Here is a 20,402-nt window from a genome sequence, read left to right on the forward strand (position 1 = left end):
TTACTGTTCTGACCACTTTTCCATGAACCTTGGCAATACTTGTCGCAGCTGATCTTCAATAATTGATTTTTTAAGTTGTGGGTCCATACTTTCAAGTGGAATCGGTGGTAGCCAGATGATTTCGCCTTCGATTTCAATACTTGTCCAAGAAGAATCAGTCGTTAAGAAAAACACATATTTGAAAGGTGCTAACGAAAGGTCTCGAGTCAATGTTGTAGCCATTTCTGATAAATTCGTAGACTGCGTATATGCGTATGGCGGCATAAGCATCATACGGCCTTTAAATTGTGTTTCGATAAATGTTGTTAGGTGCATCAGAAACTCAGATGATGATGCACTACTTTTCATGTTGCCTGGCTCTGTATCTACTTTAAGCAAGGGTACAATCAGTGTATCGATATATTCTTTCTGTTGCAAATATGTATCCATATCTTTAGCTGTCCAGTTCATCTCAATAAAACCTCCTTCGAAAATAAGTAAAGAACTCCATCTAGGTGGATGGAGTCATCATTCCTTTGCTATCTTCATGTCATTCAACGTCGCAGATAACGCGATAAACCGCTCTTTGTCATTCGAATCAAGCGCTTCATCCACTCTTTTCATTAGCATATCTACGGTCATTGCAGCGACACTCTCTTCAAGCAATTTTTCCGCAACTTTTCGATCACTTTCACTCACTTGTAGATAGGTTGGAAGAAATGGATTCTCTTCTCTGACGCTCGCATACTCTGGGCAAGAATGACTGTTCGGGAAATTAAGCTGAATATACATTTTGTCATCAGGGTGGAGTCTTAGGTCATGAAATGATTTCTCAGCATCTGCAGTCATTAGATTTCCTTTATAAAAGCGGAACGGGATGCTCTCCGAACCTGTAGTTGAAATCACCATTGCCCGGGGACAGTAATGCGCTTCATCCGTAAAGTGAACGTTTTGTAGAAGGTGCTCATGGCTTAGAAGATAGTTCAAAATCCACACACATTCACGGCGCTTCAATTTGTACCGCTTTAAGAACCAACGTACAAAGTCCTTTTTAGCGGCGACAGGAACCATGGCCGTCATGTCACCCCTCCTCGTCATTTTGTGCTTCCAGGAAAGCTCTCCAATACTCATCAACGGGAACAATTTTAACTATCTCTTTGATAACTTCAAAGGCCTCATCGCGTTTCCCTTCTTCAAGCAGGAATTTTGCATAGTTTCCGAGAAACCCTTGATCATCCTTTAACCCAATATATGCCTTACTATAGGACGCGTATGCATCATCAAATTGTTCTTCACGCTCATACGCATATGCCATAAATGCATCCAATAAAGGGATGTCTATCTGGTCATTTTTCATGTATGAAAGAAGATCTAGCAATTCTTCGTTTTGCTCTCTTTCGTTATACAATGATGCAAGTGTTATAAGTGCCTCACTATATTCAGGGTCGAGAACGAGCGCTTCTTTCAAGTGTCCTTCCGCCTCTTCGGGCAGACCTAGTTTCAGTGCAGATTTCCCCGCCATCAATTGTAGTTCTTTGACAAATTCATCTCTGCGAATTCCAGCTTTAAACATCTCATATGCTCTACGGTCTTCGCCCACCAACAACAAAGATTGTCCCGCAAGCATATAGGCAGAAAAATAATCAGGATCCATTTCAATTAAATTGTCGAGAAGCGCAACCGACCTTTCAGGATTACCGCTTTGATAGTATGCAAATGCTGCACCGAAAAGCGTATCCGGTAATGCATTATCTTCCATTAATTCCTCGTAATATGGAATTGCCTCTTCATAAGCCGCACCTGCGCTATACGTTTCAGCCAGTCTAGATAAAATACGAATGCCACCGATTTCATCCATTTCTTCATGTAACTCAAGGTATAACCGAGCTGCCTCTCCATACTTTCCTGAACCTAGAAGTAATTCCGCATAAGCAAAGCGAATAACTGGCTCATTTGAATCGATTTCATAAGCTTCCTTAATCTTCGAAAGCGCAGCTTCCGCCATTCCGGACATTTGATAGTAATCGGCTAATGCCAACAGTGCCTGTACATACTCTTCATTATCCGGACTCACATCGGTAAGCAACAGGAGCGCTTCATCCTCTTCGCCAAGCTCAAGTAATGTGCCGGCTCGATCTATCTTCAATTGAGCTTCGTCTGGAAGATGGAAGCGCAAAGTTTCGTATAGTTGATCGGCTTCTTCCATGAATCCGTAACTGGCGAACAGTCCCGCTGCTTCATAGAGCAAATCAAAATCGGTCGATTTGTTCAACTGATCAACCGTGCTGCTCAACGCTTCTACTTCTCCTTCTAAGATGTACTGCTCAATCTCTTCTAACTGTCCCATATTTTCACCTGTTCTTTCACGATATATACATTACTCAGTTATCCTTTTTTATTTGGCTGGGTGGCTAGTTTTTCTAGGTTGTCAAAAAAACCTGGATATGAAATGGCTATGCACTCAGGCTCTTCAATTTGAATGGGACCGGATGCAATAAGCGCTGAAATTGCCGCCATCATACCTAATCTATGGTCACCGTAAGAAGCGAGTGTCCCCCCTGTTAACGGTGTTGGTCCATGGATAATCATTCCATCTTCGGTCGCTTCAACGTTAGCACCAAGCTTGTTCAATTCTGACGAGACTGCGGCAATTCTGTCTGTTTCTTTGACTCTTAGTTCGCCTGCGTCCTTAATTATCGTAATACCTTGCGCCTGCGTAGCCATGAGCGCAATAACAGGCAACTCATCAATCAATCTTGGTATTAAGTCGCCACTGATTTCTGTACCCCGTAATTCTGCATAAGTGACCTTGACCGTGCCATACGGTTCTCCGACTCCATCTGTCTCTTCCAAGATTTCAACACTAACACCCATATCCTTAAGTACATCCAGTATGCCTGTTCTTGTAGGATTAAGTCCGACGTTTTTAAATGTGATAGAACTTCCTTGTATCATTCCGGCTGCAGCCATGAAAAATGCAGCAGATGAAATGTCTCCCGGAACAACAACGTCTGTACCCAGGAGCGAATCTCCCCCTGTAACACTAACCTTTGTTCCTTCCACATGAATGGTTGCTCCAAATTGCATTAACATACGCTCGGTATGATCGCGCGAAACAGTCTTTTCTGTAATCGTAGTTGTCCCTTGAGCATTCATGCCAGCAAATATGATTGCCGATTTTACTTGGGCACTTGCAACTGGCATTTCGTAATCAATCGCCGTGAGAGGCCCTCCTTCAATTAAGATCGGCAGAAGATTGGCGTCTACTTCACCTGCTATGGAGGCGCCCATCGCTGCCAATGGCAATGTTACTCTATTCATGGGGCGCATAGACAAAGATTCGTCTCCCGTCAAAACGGATTTGATATTCGATCCTGCAAGTATTCCCAGTAATAACCTCGCTGTTGTTCCAGAATTACCGGCATAAAGATTATCTATTGGTGTTTTCCAATTTTCCATTCCAGGACTATTCACCGAGACATCCGTACCATTTCTAACAATCTCTACTCCGAGTTGTTGGAAAATGTCAATTGTACGCAAACAATCTTCCCCGTCCAGGAAGCCAGTGATTTGGGTATGACCTTTCGCGATGGAGCCAAGCATTACTGCACGATGTGAGATTGATTTATCCCCTGGAACGGCTATTTCACCCAACAATACTGGTTTATCAAATTCCACTGTTTTCATTCCCACCAAAAGCCCCCCTTATACTATGTACATACTATAATCCATTGTTTTGGATAGAGACGTTTTTGCGCGTACTCGATCCTCTGCAGTTTGGAAACTGATCACAAGAATTCCGTATACATCCGTCCGTGTTTCGACGATTCGGATATTAGTTATACTAATTCGTTCAATTGCAAGTATTTTTGTGATTTCAGAAATAATGCCGGGGTGATCCGGGATATCTATATGCAAATCAAATGTCATATAGAGTGCGCCTTGCGAAGTTAATGGTAAATCGTCTCTGAACTTTTTAGCTTCCGCAAAATAGGCGTATATTTTTTCCGGATCATTTGACAGTAACATCTCCCGAACATTGCTCATTTCCACAAACCAACCGTCAAGTTGCTGTAATAGCTCTTCCCTATTCTGAGTTGTGATATCCCGCCACATGACAGGATCAGCAGAAGCAATTCGGGTCAAATCACGGAACCCTCCCGCAGCAAGTTCTTGGACGAACGGCTGATCTTCTTGTTGAAGTGCAAGCCGTCCTACTAGAGATGAAGCAATCAGATGTGGAAAGTGGCTGACGATAGCCGTCATCCGATCGTGTTCTTCAGCATCAAGTACGACAACCTTCCCTTTCGTCGGTGCTAATAATTTACGCAGGCGTTCAACTTTTTCTATATGTGTCCGAGAATCAGGTGTCAATATGTAATAAGCATTTTCAAACAACTGTTCTTTTGCCGCCGAGACACCACTTTTGTGGGAACCCGCCATAGGATGGCCTCCTATAAACGTAATTCCCATTTCGATTAAAGCAGATGCAACTTTCATAATCGAGCCTTTTATGCTGCCTGTATCAGTGATTATGACATCTTCCTTCAATTCCCAGGTAGCTGCCTCCTGTATCATACCAATCGTTGTATTTACAGGGGTGGCAAAGAAAATATAATCTGCGTGCAAGCAAGCTTCTTCAACGGTAGGGGCAATTCTATCGATGATCCCTCTTCGATAGGCTTCTTCCAACGTTTTTGGCGATTGGTCAAATCCCGTCACCTGTATGTCCGACCTTCTTTTTAGAGCTAGACCCAGCGATCCCCCGATCAATCCGAGACCGATAATGGTTACATGTGAACTCATGCGTGAGAACCTTCTACAGACAGCAATGAATCAAATGCAACAAAGAATTTGCTGGTCTGCTCTTCCGTTCCGATTGTCACCCGGACATATCCTGGCGTTCCAAGCGCATTTCCGCTCCGTATGATAAATCCTTGCTGTAACAATTTTTCTGCAGCTTCATCTGCATCGCCCGGTACTTGAATTAGGACGAAATTTGTTTCAGAATCATAGATGTGGATGCCTTTACGTCCAGCATAGTCCTTGAATCGTTCCCTTTGTTGACGATTCAACTCACGACACTTCTCAATGAATGCCGCGTCATCTAATGCCTTTTCAGCAAGCACCACTCCAAACGAGTTGTTATTGAACGGGTTTCTCACTTTGTTGAGATTAGTGATGACTTCAGGGTGGCCGATTGCATACCCTACCCTGAATGCTGCTAGACCATATGCTTTCGAAAACGTACGCAACACGATTGCATTAGGATATTGCTCTAGCAACGACACAGAATCGACATGATCAGAAGCTGTCACGTACTCAAAATAGGCTTCGTCAAGAACAACGAGAACAGTTTCAGGAACTTGTTCCAAGAAAGCTTTCAAGTCGGCGCTCGGTATGACATTCCCCGTTGGATTGTTAGGATTGCATACCCAAACAACGGTAGTTTTGCTGTCGATTTTATTTAGAAATCCATCAAGATCATGTTGTCCATCAGTTTTCAAAGGAACTTCCCTTATTTCGGCACCTTCAATTTTGGCGCTATGAGCATACTGCGGAAAAGTCGGTGTCGCCATCACTGTATTCACTTCTGGACTGAGGAGTGCCCGTGAAATGATCATCACAATTTCGTCAGAACCGTTTCCGAACAATATTGTATCTTCTGTCACAGAATGTTGTATGGCCAATTTACTTCGTAACGCACTGGCATGGCCGTCCGGATAGATTTCATGTTGAATGGAAGCTTTTGCCATGAATTCTTTTACAGAAGGAGCACAGCCATACGGGTTTTCGTTTGAAGCGAGTTTTATAACTTCTTTCAATCCGTACTGCTTTGTCACTTCTTCGATTGATCTACCAGGTTTATATGGAGACATTCCATCAAGTGCTTTTTTCCAGTTCATGTAAATCCCTCCAGTGAATTTTCACGTTATTATTTTTGCAAATCCGGTCGTAGTTTTACAGCTTCATTTTGATAGATATGTTTGATAAGCTGTTGCGGAGTATCTGTATTTACATGCATAAGAATTCTAATGCATAACGGCATAGCTCCCGGCACTTCTATTTCATTCGTACACATGACTGGGACGTACATCCAGCCATTGATTGAACGGACCGCTTTTGCAGGAAATGTCGATTTGACGTCCGTCGTAGTAGACACAAGGACAGAAATAATATCGGTTGGAGAGATAGCGTTCTCTTTCGCCATTTCTTCAACAAGTTCTTGCGTCGCTTCTAGAACTGATTGTTCTTCATCGGATTCGACAGTAGTCGCTCCTCTTACTCCTCTAACCATCACAGCTTCTCATCTCCTTCTGTTCTTTGCTTCAATAGATTGAAAGCATTTTCACATTGCTCTTTTGATAATTCTTTCACAAAGGGATTTCCTATTCCATCTAGCAAAACAAAATGCAGTTTGCCGAAAGAAGCTTTTTTATCTTTTTCCATATAATTCATGAATATATCGAATGCATGTTCATGGACAGGTTGGAAAGTGTAGCCATGCTTCTTGGCGAAACTGATGAAACGAGTTGTCATCTCTTCATTCACAGAACCATGACTTTCGCTCAAGATTAGGCTGTACGCCATACCAATCATTACAGACTCTCCATGGCTTAAACCACCGAACCCACATACCCCTTCCACCGCGTGGCCGAATGTATGGCCGAAGTTAAGATATTTTCGTACAGAATGCTCAAATTCATCTTCCGCTACGATTTTCGCTTTCACTTCTGTCCCCCGTAACAATTCGCTTGACAGCCAATCGAAATCGGGTTGTGAAAAGGACGGATTGTCTAGTAATGCAAGCGTCCATTCCTGATCCGAAATAAATGCATGTTTCAACAATTCAGCCATGCCGGATCTAATCTCACGCGGCGGTAGCGATTCAAAAAGCGATGTGTTAAACAAAACACCGACCGGCTGATGAAATGAACCGACCATATTCTTACCTTCAGGCATATTGATTGCTGTTTTGCCGCCTACCGCACTGTCATGCGCTAAAATCGTCGTGGGGCATTGGAGAAACCTTATTCCTCTCATGAACGTCGCTGCAACAAACCCTGTCAGGTCGCCGCAAGCTCCGCCGCCGAAAGCGATAATAAGGGAATCCCTCGTGAATTTTTCATTCAACAGAAAGGAAAGGCAATCGACGTAGACGGCAGATGTTTTACAGTTTTCTCCAGACGGGACCGTTTTCACGGCGATTTCACGATTCGCAGACTCCAATGCCTTTTGTAAAAGTGGTAAATGGAGGTCAGCAACCGATTCATCAGCAATGATTGCAATACGGTCCGCACTTGCTAGTAAACCAGCGTAGTCGGTCGCAAATAGATTGTATACATCTTTACCGAAATGGACACCGTATTCATGATTTTGGATATTAACAGAAAGTGTCCCCATGTTAAAACTCCTTTACATACCGTCTGTATTCTTCAAGTTCCTTTTTCAAGCCATCCATTGTATCCGAACGGAATTCTTCCATGATTGCTTTTGCCATCTCTGTTGCGATGACATGTTCGGCCACAACTGAAGCCGCTGGTACCGCACATGGGTCAGAGCGTTCGATTGTTGCGACAAAAGGTTCTTTCGTTTCGATATCAACGCTTTCAAGTGGTTTATATAGCGTCGGGATGGGTTTCATGACTCCCCTGACGACAATCGGCATGCCTGTTGTCATTCCACCTTCAAGACCACCTAAACGATTGGACTTCCGGTAATATCCAAGTTCCTCACTCCAAGCGATTTCATCATGGACTTTGCTGCCTGGCATTTTAGCCATTTCAAATCCGAGTCCAATTTCCACACCTTTAAATGCATTGATGCTCATCATCGCTCCTGCAAGTTTACCGTCCATCTTACGGTCGAACTGGACGTAGCTACCGATTCCAGGCGGACAGCCTTCAATAACTACTTCTACGACGCCCCCTGCAGTGTCTCCGCGGCCTTTTGCATCATCAATGGCTTGGACCATCAATTTAGAAGCTTCAGGGTCTGCACAATAGACAGGATCGTTTTCAATGATATCCCTTAGCTCTTCAGTCCCTTTTCTTGCATATGTATCTGGATTGGTTGTTACTCCTCCAATTTCCGTTACGTGTGCGACAGTATGGATGTCGAGTTCCCGAAGAAACTGCTTAGCAACCGCACCAATAGCGACGCGCATCGTTGTCTCGCGCGCGGAAGACCGTTCTAGAACATTGCGTAGATCCCGATGACCGTATTTCATGCCTCCGACAAGATCTGCGTGGCCCGGTCTCGGTCGGGTGATCTGCCTTTTCACATCAGCAGGATTAACATCTTCTGAAAGCGGTTCTACACCCATAATCGATGTCCAGTGTTTCCAGTCATCGTTAACGACCGTCAATGTAACAGGTGAACCTAACGTTTTACCATGACGGACACCTGACGATATGACGACTTGGTCTTTTTCTATTTGCATACGTCTTCCGCGTCCATGTCCACCTTGGCGTCTTGAAAGTTCTCCATTAATCATTTCAGCAGTTAATTCCATTTGGGCAGGTAGCCCTTCAATAATTGCAGTTAGTTGCGGACCGTGTGATTCTCCAGCTGTGAAGTACCTCATTCCATTTCCTCCTCTGACGAATGATCAATCATTCGTTTATAGCACTTTACCAAAGTAAAGTACATTTGACTATATGTTAATATGAAAAATATCCGGAATCTACCCGGATACCTTAAATTTTCTTATAAAAGAACGTATCTTCTGATTCAAAACCATATTTTGTGGGATTAAAAATTTGTTCAGTACTACCTACAAATAAAATCCCGCCGGGTTTCAATGCCTTGGAAAAGTTCATATAAATTTGATGTTTCGCTTCTTCTGTAAAATAGATCATGACATTTCGACATACAATTAAATCGAATCCTGAATCGTATCTGTCTTTCAACAAATTTTGCTGTTTGAACGTCACAGTCCTTTTAACTTCATCCTTCACTTGATAATGATGACCTTCATTGACAAAGTACTGTTTTACTACAGGATAAGGTACTTCCTTTAATGCCCTCTCAGGATAAAGACCTACTCTTGCACGTTCAATTACACCCGAGTCAAGGTCTGTCGCCAATATGGAAATATCATGTAGCGGTACATGCGATGATAAAACGAGTGCGATTGAATACGGTTCTTCCCCAGTCGAGCAAGCAGCACTCCAAATTTTTAGTTTTTTATTCTCAGAAAGAAGTTTAGGAAAAATCTTTTTTTCAAGTGCATCCCACCGCTGGGCATTGCGATAAAATTCTGAGACGTTGATTGTCATACGATCAAGAAATTCCTCAAGTAATACCTTATCATTATGTATAGCGTCGTAATATTCGATGAAATCCCCAAATCCTCGTTTTTCATAAAGAGAAGTGAGTCTTCTTTTCATCTGCGCTTCTTTATAGAGTGATAGGTCTATTCCAGTAATTCTTTTAATATTTGCTATAAATAAAGCATAATCCGGCAATATGTTTCCTCCCGTCCCTATATTCTAACTATTATAACGGATTGGAAGCATTTTCGGAAGAACAAATACAAGAGAAGCCAACTTACAGGCGTTTAGCGCGTGCCAAAGTACACAAATTGATGCATTCGACGCTAAGTGTTTAAAGTATTGAGTCATACTGCGGGGTTACGTAAAGACAAATAACAAAAACAGCCGTGCGTCATTCGCACGGCTGTTCAGTGTAATTAATTGATCCAGTTGTTCATTGATTTGTCATAAGTGATTAGCTCTTCTTCTTTAAAGAAAAGACCAATTTCACGTACAGCGGATTCTGGAGCATCCGAACCATGAATAATGTTTTTACCAACAGTAACAGCGAAGTCTCCACGAATTGTGCCAGGTGCTGATTCTTTTGGATTTGTTGCTCCTGTCATAAGACGACCAACAGAAATAACATTTTCACCTTCCCATACCATAGCGAATACAGGACCAGATGTGATGAAATCTACTAACTCACCGAAAAAAGGACGCTCTTTATGCTCGCCGTAATGCTGTTCAGCAAGCTCTTGTGAGATTGTCATAAGCTTAGCGCCTACAAGTTGGAAACCTTTACTTTCGAAACGACCTACAATTTCACCAATTAGATTACGTTGAACTCCGTCAGGTTTAACCATTAAAAATGTTCTTTCCATTATTAACACTCCTTCTTGTATGTATCAGGATTTCTCCTTTTCGATCGTACCACCCGATGCTTGATTTTTCAACTGTTAGCGCATTAATACTTACGTGTACCAATGAAAGCCGATATTTGCATAAACGCCTTTTTAGCTTCACCTTCCGGCAATGGTAGTAGTTCAGCCATTGCTTTTTGCAAATACAAGTCACTAACAGCCTGAGCCTTTTCAATAGCATCCGTACTTTTTATATAAGTTAACATTTCATCGCGTTCTGATTCCGTCAATGTACCGTTAAAAGAACGCTCCATGAAAGGTTTAAACTTTTCATCATTTTTTATGTATAAGACTGGTAACGTCAGGTGTCCATTCAACAAGTCACTTCCTGCAGGTTTTCCAAGCGCTTTGTCCGTGGAAGTAATATCTAGAATATCGTCTACAATTTGAAAAGCCATTCCAGCAAAATAACCAAAACGACGTAATTTCCTAACAATTGCAGGATCTGCTCCGGAAACCAATGCCCCCAGTTCGCAACTGGATGATAGGAGAAGTGCAGTTTTTCTCTTAATACGACGTAAGTAATCTCGAATTGTCTGATCAGTTTTTCGCTGATGATCAATCTGAATGATCTCACCTTTACAAATCTCTAACATAGTTACTGCAAGTAGTTGATGTACTGCCGGAATTTCGATTTCACCTATGGATGTTAGTGCACGTGAGAAGATAAAGTCCCCAGTATACATTGCAATTCTGTTATCCCACCGCGCCTTTACCGTCTCTAGGCCACGACGTATATCTGAGTCATCAATAACATCGTCATGCACAAGCGATGCCATGTGAACCAATTCAAGTGAAACAGCTACTTTTGCCACGTCTTCCAAATAATAAGTACCAAATTTGGAAGCTAGAATCACAAAAATTGGTCGAATCCTCTTGCCACCTGCACGCAACAAGTGGAGCGATGCTTGCCGTATAATTGGGGAAGATGAATTGACGGATCGTTCAAGTTCCTTTTCTATATAAGCGAGATCCTTCCGGAAATCGGCATAAAGCGACATTAACTTCAATTTCTCCAAAACGATTACCTTCCCCTGCGGTCTTTATTGTTTATAACCCACATGGCCAGCCGCCGCGCCACCACTATATGACTTATATGAAACGTCTACGAATCCCGCTTCTGTGAAGAGCTGGGCAAGCTGCTTCATTCCCGGGAAATCATTCGCTGACTCCTGAAGCCACGAATACTCTTTAAAACTTTTCGCGAATAATTTCCCCATAATAGGCATGATGAATTTAAAATAAAAACGGAATAATTGTCGGTAACCCGGTAGTTCGGTTTGAGATGTCTCCAGACAAGCTACCATGCCGCCCGGCTTTAAAACCCGATTCATTTCTTTCAAAACCGTCAAATAATCTGGTGCGTTGCGCAAACCAAAACCAATTGTCACGTAATCAAAGGAATTGTCCGGAAATGGTAATTCCATTGCATTCCCTTGTAGGAGATTAATATTTGGATGATTTGCGACCTTAGGGCGTCCAGCTTCCAGCATCCCTTCACTGAAATCTAGGCCGGTAACGCTTCCTTCAATCCCCGTCGCCTCTGCAATTGCAATCGTCCAATCTGCAGTGCCGCAACAGACATCTAGTGCATGTGCACCCTTGTGAACAGCCATACGGGACATGATGTCATCACGCCATTTTTTATGCTGATTGAAACTAATTACAGAATTCATCTTATCGTAATCGATAGATATTTTTTCAAAAACATTATGGACTTTCTCTTCTTTTGATAGTGACAAGAGTCATGCCTCTTTTCTCAATTCAGTTTACCAAGGAGCGGGACCGAAAAATCACGGATCTTCTGCTGTAAGAAAGGTTCGAGGAAATCAGCCGAGTCGACCGCTACTTGCAATTCAGTACGAAGGTGTTCTATCGCTATTTCCATATTGTGAGACTTCAACCCGCTACTCGAATTGTATTCCCAATTAGTTGTACCATCTGATTTAATACCCTCAAGCCACATAAGCGGCAATGCTGCACTTGCAATGGGGACGTATTCCGAAAATCCAAATGTAAGTAAAAAATCCGTTATACATCCTGCTTCGATAATGCGTACGGTTTCCACCAGTTTATCCGGACTGTCCGGTAAACGGTTATGAAAAGTTGCCTTCTTCTCGTTAATTCGACCGATTGTTTCAGACAATGAACGGATAAAACCGAAATCGGGGAGAGAAGCTAGAAGCCGGTAATGAACACCACTAAAATGGTCTCCTGACAATACCTTAAGTTGTTGCTGTCTCGACGTGGCGTTGGAAACATCGATTGAATTATGCGCATCAAACGCTGCATGTACTGCACCGACCGCAACTGCTGCAGTATTTACACGATCATTCCATCTTTCCCCGTTTAACAAAGGCAAAAGTAGAAAGAAAGATTTGATAGAGTCTACGGACATTCGCCCTACATCTCTATCTATAATTGGCTCGTAAATTGATCGCTCAACCTCAAGTATATAATTTTCAATATGTGCTTTAGTTTTTTGTATTTCCATCGTCGAATCTCCATTCAATGACGTCTAATGAAAATTGTATCAAGCGAATTAGTCTTTCCCTTCGCTTGTTAAGACACCATATGCGGTATGAACGTCTGCATTTCCACGAATCTTCATGGCTGACGTATGATCAGTAAATTGTGCGATCATCACTTCACCACGGTCTAACTTTTCCGTATGATGGAACTTCGTGTCGTTCCCACGAGTTAAACCGATTACATTGACACCGTCTTCCTTAGCTTTAATTACGATATAGTCGGTTTGTGTCATTTTCACCTCTCCTGTCTAATCTTTAACGGTTTTATCATATCATAGAAAAGGAGTTGCCCGCAAAGGTCTCAGGACATTTTGATAAGAGATAGGATTTCCCCGCGCTTAACATCGTCATTTTCGTAAATACCACGCGCTACTGTAGTTACAGTCTTGGAACCGGGTTTTTTTACCCCTCTCATAGTCATACACATATGTTCAGCTTCGATTACGACATAAACACCGACCGGATTCAGCATCTCCATTAAGGTATCAGCCACAGTGGATGTAATACGTTCCTGAAGTTGAGGTCTCCTTGCAGTTGTTTCAACAGTTCTAGCTAGTTTACTAAGACCAGCGACAACACCATCACGCGGTATGTATGCAATGTGAGCGTGACCAAAAAACGGCACAAGATGATGTTCACACATTGAGTAAAATGGTATATCTTTCACAAGTACTACTTCATCATAGTTTTCGTTGAAAACCGTTTCAAAATAATCTTTAGGATCTTTATTTAAGCCTTCGAACATCTCGGCGTACATTTTCGCAACCCGCTTCGGCGTATCTATGAGACCTTCACGCTCGGTATCTTCACCGATTGCTTCGAGAATCATTGAAACTGCCTTCTCTATTTTCTCATAATCGACAACATTCTTCATACGAATCTTCCCCAATCGGATATAAAGTTATTCCAACAAAAATAGTAGCACACTCCCTCGACTCCGTACAGTTCCTTTACTTTATATGTTGTGTTTTAGTTGGAAATTGGAAAGAAGTCCGCCCCAAGCATCTGAAAAACAGATGCTATGGACGGACTCCTATGTAAATTCAAAGATTATTTAACTGCGTCTTTAAGCGCTTTACCAGCTTTAAAAGCGGGAACTTTGCTTGCTGCGATATCGATTTCTTCTCCTGATTGCGGGTTACGACCTTTACGTGCTGCGCGCTCACGAACTTCGAAGTTACCAAAACCGATCAATTGTACTTTCTCACCTTCAGCAAGAGTAGACTGGATCGTATCGAATACAGCTTCGACAGCTTTTGTAGCATCTTTCTTAGTTAATTCTGCTGCTTCAGCTACAGAGGTAATCAATTCTGTTTTATTCACACCATTCACCTCCTCTCAAAGGGCATTAGCTAGCTTCTAATACTGTAAAAAGAGTATCACAAGAAAATCTCTGACGCAACAATATTATCGCGAAACTGCCAATATCATGCACTTTAAGGGCGAAAAACAGAAAAAGATCCGTTTTTGACGGATCTTTTTCCTTTATACGATAAATGTAATCATACCTTTATTACCATCGTTAACCATCTGCTCAATCGTCTCCCGCAGACGTTTTCGTGCGTTCATCGGAACCGATGCAGTTTTAAAACGAATGCTTTCTTTCATGACTTCATGTAGTGGCGTTCCGAATAATTGGGTTTCCCATAACGCCTCTCTGTCATGTAAATATGCATTCTTCAATTCTTTCAATAAATGATGGCTGTGAAATTCAGATCCGATTAATGGCGAAAATTCAGCTTCCATATCGACCCTGATGATATGAAGTGAAGGTGCTGTTGCTTTCATACGGACACCAAAAAAGTTGTTCTGTTTAATTAATTCTGGTGGTGATGGATTGAAATCATCAATTGTCGGAAGTGCGACACCGTACCCTTGTTTTCTAGCTGTATCAATTGCTTCCGAATACATTTCATATGACTTTTTCGCTTTTGCAGCATCTTTAACAAACAATAACCAGTCTTTTTTTGAACCAATCTCCTGTCCCATGATTTCTTCACAAATTTCACGGAAAGCCTGTTCATCCATATCGATTTTCACAATCGCTTTCCCTTTGCCCGCATCAACTTCAATAACATCAGCATTTTTAACATACTTTTCTTCTTTCAGTTTTTCTGCCAATTCTTGAACTTTACGAATTTTCGAAGCTTCCAAGAATCCTTCGTTTATAACCCTGTCAATGTTAGCATTCAACTCATGCTCACTTCCCAGCACATCCATCCAATCCGGCTTTTGTATTTCGATATCCGAAATTGGGAATTCATACAGTGCTTCTTTTAAGATGAGCTGAATTTCCTGCGCATTCAACTGGTCTGCGCTGATAGCGATAACAGGAACACCATATCTCTCATGCAACTCCTGCTTCAGAGTGACTGTTTTTTCATTCGCTGGCATTTTAGAATTCAGCACAATGACGAACGGCTTACCGATATCCTGTAGTTTAGTAACGATTTCCGCTTCTGCAACTTCAGCTGCAGCTCTTGGAATATTATTGACCGTTCCATCCGTTGTAACCAGAATTCCAATTGTGGAATGATCCCGAATTACTTTGTCGGTACCGATGCGGGCAGCTTCCTCGAAAGGTATTGGTTCGTTGTGCCAAGGCGTGTGAACGTATTTCGGTCCATCCTCATCTTCATACCCTTTAACACCGTCTATGACATAGCCCACGCAATCAGCAAGCCTGATTTGAAACTTTAAGTCTCCATCCCCTACCGAAACCGAAGTCCCTTGAGCGGGTACAAATTTGGGTTCTGATGTCATGATCACGGGTCCAGGTGAACTTTGTGGAAGTTCATCCTGTGCTCGTATTCGATCCGCCGCGTCCGTCATGTTCGGAATCACAACTTCTTCCATCACCCTTTTAACAAATGTAGATTTCCCTACACGAACAGGACCAACGACTCCAATGTAAATATCTCCATCTGTACGTCTAGCCAAGTTTTCATATAATTCTTCTTTCATCCATCGTCCTCCTTTATATGCGCATATTAGTTTATGTAAATAAAAAACGTTTCATGCACGTAGCATGAAACGTTTTTTATTTTGAATTCCTCATAAATATAGGTTCATTCTTTTCATTCACCGTATAAGGGAGAGAGTAGGCCGGTAAAACCGGATTATTATCTGCTAGTAGATAGCGGATATCTTCGCCTTCTTTAACATCCGGCTTTTCTTCTTTCAAAATCCGGTTCAAGTCAATTGAATAATCGATGTAAAATATGCCATCGCCTCCGATTACCAGTGGCAACATAGTTTCCGAGTAGGGGCTAGGGACCGTCAGCGGCTCTTTGAAACCCATCGCTTTGAAGTCAACAGCATAAACATTGTCACCGACCGCATCCTTGAATGAAACTTTGCCATTAATGTTTTTTCGCAAATTCAAGTCACGAATACGTTCAGCTGAGCGTAGATCAACGAGCTTAACAGTTGGGTCCGTTTCAACGTTTGTCAACACATATTGGTAAATGCCACCTGTTTCATAAGCATTAGATGGTATTTTTTCTGTAAAAGCAGGAACAAGTTTAGCAAACTCAATCGGATATTTGATATAAATATCTGTTTCAAGCTCACGTGTTTTGATAGGCAATAGTCCTCCCGAATTCTGTTGGAAGGCATCTACCGCCTTTTGCATTGATTCCAGCTGATCGGCGTAAGGGATTTCCTGACCAGTTGTTTTTTCGGAAGGGTACATACAGCCTGATAAAACAAAAATAAATGAAGACATCAGGAGTAAACTGATTCTTTTTACTGACTTTTTCATCATGCTCCTCCTGTCGGGCCATTAAACACAAGATAAATCATCGCAAAAAATGCGAAAATCAACAAAGAATAAGCGATTAGCGCTAGTAGAAATTTAATTATTTTATTTTTAAGCTTATGTCGGCTTACATAAATAAGACCCATAGAAATGAACATGAATCCCATTGCATAAAACGATAGCCACATCTTATCCATTGAGGACAATTTAAGTCCTCCTTTCGTATAGTTAAAGAATTACCTTGTACCGAAGAGATCTTCCACTTCCTGTTTTTTCATGCGAGTCATTAATTGATCAACAGCATGTTTCGGCGGTATGTCTTCAAATAGAATAGAATACAGTGCCTCTGTGAGCGGCATGGAGACCCCGTACTGGGCTGCAAGCTGATGGGCAGCTTTAGCTGTTCTGACACCTTCAATGACCATTCCCATACCTGATACAACTTCATCTAGACTATTTCCTTTACCGAGCATGTTACCTGCATTCCAGTTACGTGAATGAACGCTTGTACAAGTGACAATCAAATCTCCCAGACCCGTTAGGCCTGAAAACGTCAAAGGATTTGCCCCCATCTTAACACCGAGTCTAGAAATTTCTGCTAACCCTCGTGTAATAAGCGCAGCTTTTGCGTTGTCACCATAACCAAGGCCATCAGAAATACCGGCAGCAAGCGCTATAACATTTTTAAGTGCAGCTCCAATTTCAACACCTAGTAGATCAGAATTGGTATAGACACGGAAGTAATTGTTCATAAATAAGTCCTGAACTTTTTCCGCAGCGTCTAAATCCAGAGAAGCAGCCGTCACTGTCGTCGGATGACGCAGCACAACTTCTTCCGCATGGCTTGGTCCTGAAAGCGCAACAATAGCAGATCTCTTAGTGGAATCCAGTTCCTCCGAAATCATCTCGGAAATCCGCTTCAACGAATCAGGCTCAATGCCTTTAGAAACATGAACAATCAATTTCGGATTGAGTTCCATAGTATTCAGTTCTGAACAGATTTCACGAATTGCTTTTGTTGGAACAGCTATGATGACGGTATCCCCGTGCATCACAGCCTTTTCCAAGTCAGATGTTGCTGTCAAATTGGCCGGTAAAGAAATACCCGGTAAATATGAATGATTTGTATGTTTTTCATTCACTTCGGAAGACTGGTCAGAACGTCTCGCCCAGAGTAAACAGTCATGACCATTTTCTGCTAAGACAAAAGCAATTGCTGTCCCCCAGCTTCCGGCGCCTATAACGGTTACTTTTTCCATTTCATACAGACATCCTTTCTTCTCCAAATCCGGTCAGCTTCTTGCACGTGTTATGAGCCGGATTGGCGTTCCCTCGAAGCCGAATGATTCCCGAAGACGGTTTTGTAAAAAACGCTCATAAGAGAAGTGCATGATTTCAATGTCGTTCACAAAGACGACGAAAGTTGGCGGTTTGACGGCTACTTGCGTGGCGTAATAAATACGCAGTCTACGTCCTTTGCTACTAGGTGCTGGATTTCTTGCAACCGCATCTTCGATTACTTCATTCAAGACACTTGATTGGATTCGTAGTGCATGGTTTTCACTTATTAACTTAACTTTTTCAAACAAAGTATTTACGCGCTGTTTCGTTTTAGCTGAAACAAAAGCGATTGGTGCATAGTCTAGGAATAAGAAATTATCTCGGATATCCGCTATAAACTTATTCATTGTTTTATCGTCTTTCTCAACAGCATCCCACTTATTGACAACAAAAAGGACACCTTTTCCTGCATCTTCCGCGTAACCGGCAATTCGCTTGTCCATTTCACGAATACCTTCTTCCCCATTTATAACAATGAGAACGACATCGGAACGGTCAATTGCTTTTAATGCACGAAGAACAGCATATTTCTCCACATTTTCATATACTTTACCTTTTTTACGCATACCTGCAGTATCGATAATTTTATATTTCTGCCCATCATATTCATAAGCAGTATCGATGGCATCTACTGTCGTGCCAGGGATATCACTAACGATAACTCGTTCCTCGCCTAAAAATGCGTTAACAAGTGATGATTTCCCAACATTCGGTCTGCCGATTAATGAAAACCGAATTACATCATCTTCAATTTCTTCAGCTCCGGGCTCAGGAAAGTCGTTTGCTACCGCGTCAAGCAAATCTCCAAGTCCTAGTCCATGTGAACCCGAAATCGGATAAGGTTCACCAAATCCTAGGGAATAGAAGTCATAAATCATATCCCGCATATCCGGATTATCAACCTTATTCACTGCCAAAACGACAGGTTTTTTCGTTTTATACAATATTTTGGCGACTTGTTCATCTGCATCCGTTACTCCTTCACGGCCATTCACGAGGAAAATGATTACATCCGCTTCATCTATTGCAATTTCCGCTTGTAGCCGGATTTGTTCAAGGAAGGGTTCATCTCCAATATCGATTCCACCAGTATCAATCAGGTTGAATTCGTGCGCGAGCCAATCGGCTGAACTATAAATACGGTCACGGGTAACTCCTGCTACATCTTCTACGATTGAAATACGTTCACCAACGATTCGGTTAAATATTGTCGATTTCCCGACGTTCGGCCTACCGACGATCGCTACAGTTGGTTTATTCATAATCTAACATCCTTCCAGCTTATCTTCTGCATATTATACACAAAAAAAGACGATGATGCCCGTAAAAGCACCATCATCCATATAATTACTCGTTCATAATGTTCACTTGTTCGTTTTCTGGGGATCTAAATCGGGCTGATTGGTTGAAAGTGAAGCTATATTACCATCCCAATTAGTCTCTATTGGCAAACTTCTTCAACTGATCACCAATGACGTCTCCCATTGAGAAGCCTGATGCTTCTTCAGGCATTTCATAGCTACCGTATGAATTATTATCTTCTTTTTCTACAAGATCTTTAATGCTCAAAGAGAGTCGCTTCTCATCTGTATTTACTTCCAACACTTTAACTTCAATCTTTTGACCTTCCTGCAACACTTCGTGCGGCGTACCGATGTGCTGATGGGAAATACGTGAGATATGAACAAGACCTTCGACGCCTGGGAACACTTCCACGAATGCACCGTATGACACAAGTCTTTTCACGGTTCCATCAAGTTTCGTCCCCTTTGGAGCCTTTTCTTCGATACCTTCCCAAGGACCAGGCAAAGTGTCTTTAATGGAAAGCGATATCCGTTCTGAATCACGGTCTATTGACAAAACCTTCACATTCACTTTATCGCCTTCTTTTAAAACATCCGACACTTTTTCAACATGATCATGTGACAATTGTGAAATATGGACAAGTCCATCAATTCCTCCAATATCGACAAAAGCACCGAATGCTGCAAGACGTTGGACAGTACCCTCAAGTATTTCGCCTTCTTTAAGACCATCCAGTATCTCACCTTTTTGCGATTCTTTATCTTCCTGAATAACCGCACGGTGGGATAGAATTAGTCGGTTTTTCTCTTTATCCATTTCAACAATTTTGAAAGTCATTGTCCGGCCTTTATATTCTTCGAAAGATTCGACAAAATAATCTTCGACAAGTGATGCTGGTATGAAGCCCCGTACGCCCAGGTCGACTACTAATCCACCTTTAACGACGTCTTTCACTTCCGTTTCAATCGTTTCTTTTGAGTTAAATTTCTCTTCAAGTGAACCCCAAGCATCTTCCGCGTCGACTTTCCGTTTTGAAAGAACATAATTATCTTCTTCGATTTTCATAATAATAAGTTCAAGTTCATCACCTTCAGCAACCGCATCCGAAGCCGTCTCAATGTGAAGGCTTGATAGTTCACTGATTGGAATAACACCATCAAACGGAGCTCCCGCAATTTCAACTGTCACCGATTTGTCTTCGATTTTCGTCACTTTTCCAGTAACACGGTCACCTTCATTGTAGTTGTTCTCTGTTTCTAAGTTCATCTCTTCAGTCATTATGTAGACCTCCTTCATAAAGAATCTT

General features: G+C 42.0%; 23 protein-coding genes. All 23 read right to left on the reverse strand.

The features are described from left to right. Entirely contained in the window at positions 1-450 is a 450-nt protein-coding gene (locus tag AC1TO4_RS05095; RefSeq protein ID WP_482104436.1) for a YpiF family protein, read from the reverse strand. Positions 451-507: 57 nt separating this feature from the next. After that, a complete protein-coding gene (locus tag AC1TO4_RS05100; RefSeq protein WP_482104437.1) occupies positions 508-1,059 on the reverse strand; it encodes a ReoY family proteolytic degradation factor in 552 nt (183 codons plus the stop codon). Position 1,060: 1 nt separating this feature from the next. After that, complete coding sequence (locus AC1TO4_RS05105) at positions 1,061-2,326, reverse strand: tetratricopeptide repeat protein (protein WP_482104438.1); 1,266 nt, start codon at positions 2,324-2,326, stop codon at positions 1,061-1,063. A 38-nt stretch (positions 2,327-2,364) separates the two neighbouring features. Next, positions 2,365-3,666 (reverse strand): 3-phosphoshikimate 1-carboxyvinyltransferase, encoded by a 1,302-nt coding sequence (aroA, locus tag AC1TO4_RS05110; protein ID WP_482104652.1) that lies wholly within the window; start codon positions 3,664-3,666, stop codon positions 2,365-2,367. 18 nt (positions 3,667-3,684) lie between these two features. Then, a complete protein-coding gene (locus AC1TO4_RS05115) occupies positions 3,685-4,785 on the reverse strand; it encodes a prephenate dehydrogenase (protein WP_482104439.1) in 1,101 nt (366 codons plus the stop codon). Beyond that, positions 4,782-5,885, reverse strand: a complete 1,104-nt coding sequence (gene hisC / locus AC1TO4_RS05120) for a histidinol-phosphate transaminase (RefSeq protein ID WP_482104440.1) — start codon at positions 5,883-5,885, stop codon at positions 4,782-4,784. The genes AC1TO4_RS05115 and hisC overlap by 4 nt, the downstream gene beginning before the upstream one ends. 29 nt (positions 5,886-5,914) lie before the next feature. After that, positions 5,915-6,277, reverse strand: a complete 363-nt coding sequence (gene aroH, locus AC1TO4_RS05125; protein ID WP_482104653.1) for a chorismate mutase — start codon at positions 6,275-6,277, stop codon at positions 5,915-5,917. Further along, the gene (gene aroB, locus AC1TO4_RS05130; RefSeq protein ID WP_482104441.1) at positions 6,277-7,383 is read right to left on the reverse strand and encodes a 3-dehydroquinate synthase; all 1,107 of its coding nucleotides are present in this window, start codon (positions 7,381-7,383) and stop codon (positions 6,277-6,279) included. The genes aroH and aroB overlap by 1 nt, the downstream gene beginning before the upstream one ends. A gap of 1 nt (position 7,384) precedes the next feature. Beyond that, entirely contained in the window at positions 7,385-8,566 is a 1,182-nt protein-coding gene (gene aroC / locus AC1TO4_RS05135) for a chorismate synthase (RefSeq protein ID WP_482104442.1), read from the reverse strand. Between the two features lie 112 nt (positions 8,567-8,678). Next, on the reverse strand, positions 8,679-9,449 hold the full coding sequence (locus AC1TO4_RS05140) for a CheR family methyltransferase (RefSeq protein ID WP_482104443.1): 771 nt from the start codon (positions 9,447-9,449) through the stop codon (positions 8,679-8,681). 224 nt (positions 9,450-9,673) lie between these two features. Next, entirely contained in the window at positions 9,674-10,120 is a 447-nt protein-coding gene (ndk, locus tag AC1TO4_RS05145; protein WP_482101879.1) for a nucleoside-diphosphate kinase, read from the reverse strand. Positions 10,121-10,203: 83 nt separating this feature from the next. Next, entirely contained in the window at positions 10,204-11,178 is a 975-nt protein-coding gene (locus AC1TO4_RS05150) for a polyprenyl synthetase family protein (protein WP_482104444.1), read from the reverse strand. Positions 11,179-11,202: 24 nt separating this feature from the next. Continuing rightward, entirely contained in the window at positions 11,203-11,901 is a 699-nt protein-coding gene (locus AC1TO4_RS05155; protein ID WP_482104445.1) for a demethylmenaquinone methyltransferase, read from the reverse strand. 17 nt (positions 11,902-11,918) lie between these two features. After that, positions 11,919-12,653: a heptaprenyl diphosphate synthase component 1 gene (locus AC1TO4_RS05160; protein ID WP_482104446.1), complete on the reverse strand. Its 735-nt coding sequence runs from the start codon at positions 12,651-12,653 to the stop codon at positions 11,919-11,921. A 48-nt stretch (positions 12,654-12,701) separates the two neighbouring features. Continuing rightward, a complete protein-coding gene (gene mtrB, locus AC1TO4_RS05165) occupies positions 12,702-12,923 on the reverse strand; it encodes a trp RNA-binding attenuation protein MtrB (protein ID WP_482101883.1) in 222 nt (73 codons plus the stop codon). Between the two features lie 68 nt (positions 12,924-12,991). Continuing rightward, entirely contained in the window at positions 12,992-13,564 is a 573-nt protein-coding gene (gene folE / locus AC1TO4_RS05170; RefSeq protein WP_482101884.1) for a GTP cyclohydrolase I FolE, read from the reverse strand. 176 nt (positions 13,565-13,740) lie between these two features. Continuing rightward, positions 13,741-14,013, reverse strand: a complete 273-nt coding sequence (locus AC1TO4_RS05175; RefSeq protein ID WP_482101885.1) for an HU family DNA-binding protein — start codon at positions 14,011-14,013, stop codon at positions 13,741-13,743. Between the two features lie 162 nt (positions 14,014-14,175). After that, the gene (spoIVA, locus tag AC1TO4_RS05180; RefSeq protein WP_482104447.1) at positions 14,176-15,654 is read right to left on the reverse strand and encodes a stage IV sporulation protein A; all 1,479 of its coding nucleotides are present in this window, start codon (positions 15,652-15,654) and stop codon (positions 14,176-14,178) included. 76 nt (positions 15,655-15,730) lie between these two features. Beyond that, positions 15,731-16,453 (reverse strand): hypothetical protein, encoded by a 723-nt coding sequence (locus AC1TO4_RS05185; RefSeq protein WP_482104448.1) that lies wholly within the window; start codon positions 16,451-16,453, stop codon positions 15,731-15,733. Continuing rightward, complete coding sequence (locus AC1TO4_RS05190) at positions 16,453-16,647, reverse strand: DUF2768 domain-containing protein (protein WP_482102019.1); 195 nt, start codon at positions 16,645-16,647, stop codon at positions 16,453-16,455. The genes AC1TO4_RS05185 and AC1TO4_RS05190 overlap by 1 nt, the downstream gene beginning before the upstream one ends. Before the next feature lie 39 nt (positions 16,648-16,686). After that, entirely contained in the window at positions 16,687-17,709 is a 1,023-nt protein-coding gene (locus AC1TO4_RS05195; RefSeq protein WP_482104449.1) for an NAD(P)H-dependent glycerol-3-phosphate dehydrogenase, read from the reverse strand. Between the two features lie 33 nt (positions 17,710-17,742). Next, positions 17,743-19,053: a ribosome biogenesis GTPase Der gene (gene der, locus AC1TO4_RS05200; RefSeq protein ID WP_482101889.1), complete on the reverse strand. Its 1,311-nt coding sequence runs from the start codon at positions 19,051-19,053 to the stop codon at positions 17,743-17,745. Between the two features lie 172 nt (positions 19,054-19,225). Continuing rightward, positions 19,226-20,374: a 30S ribosomal protein S1 gene (gene rpsA, locus AC1TO4_RS05205; RefSeq protein ID WP_482101890.1), complete on the reverse strand. Its 1,149-nt coding sequence runs from the start codon at positions 20,372-20,374 to the stop codon at positions 19,226-19,228. Between the last annotated feature and the right edge of the window lie 28 nt (positions 20,375-20,402).

The organism is Sporosarcina sp. Y838 (assembly GCF_056786515.1).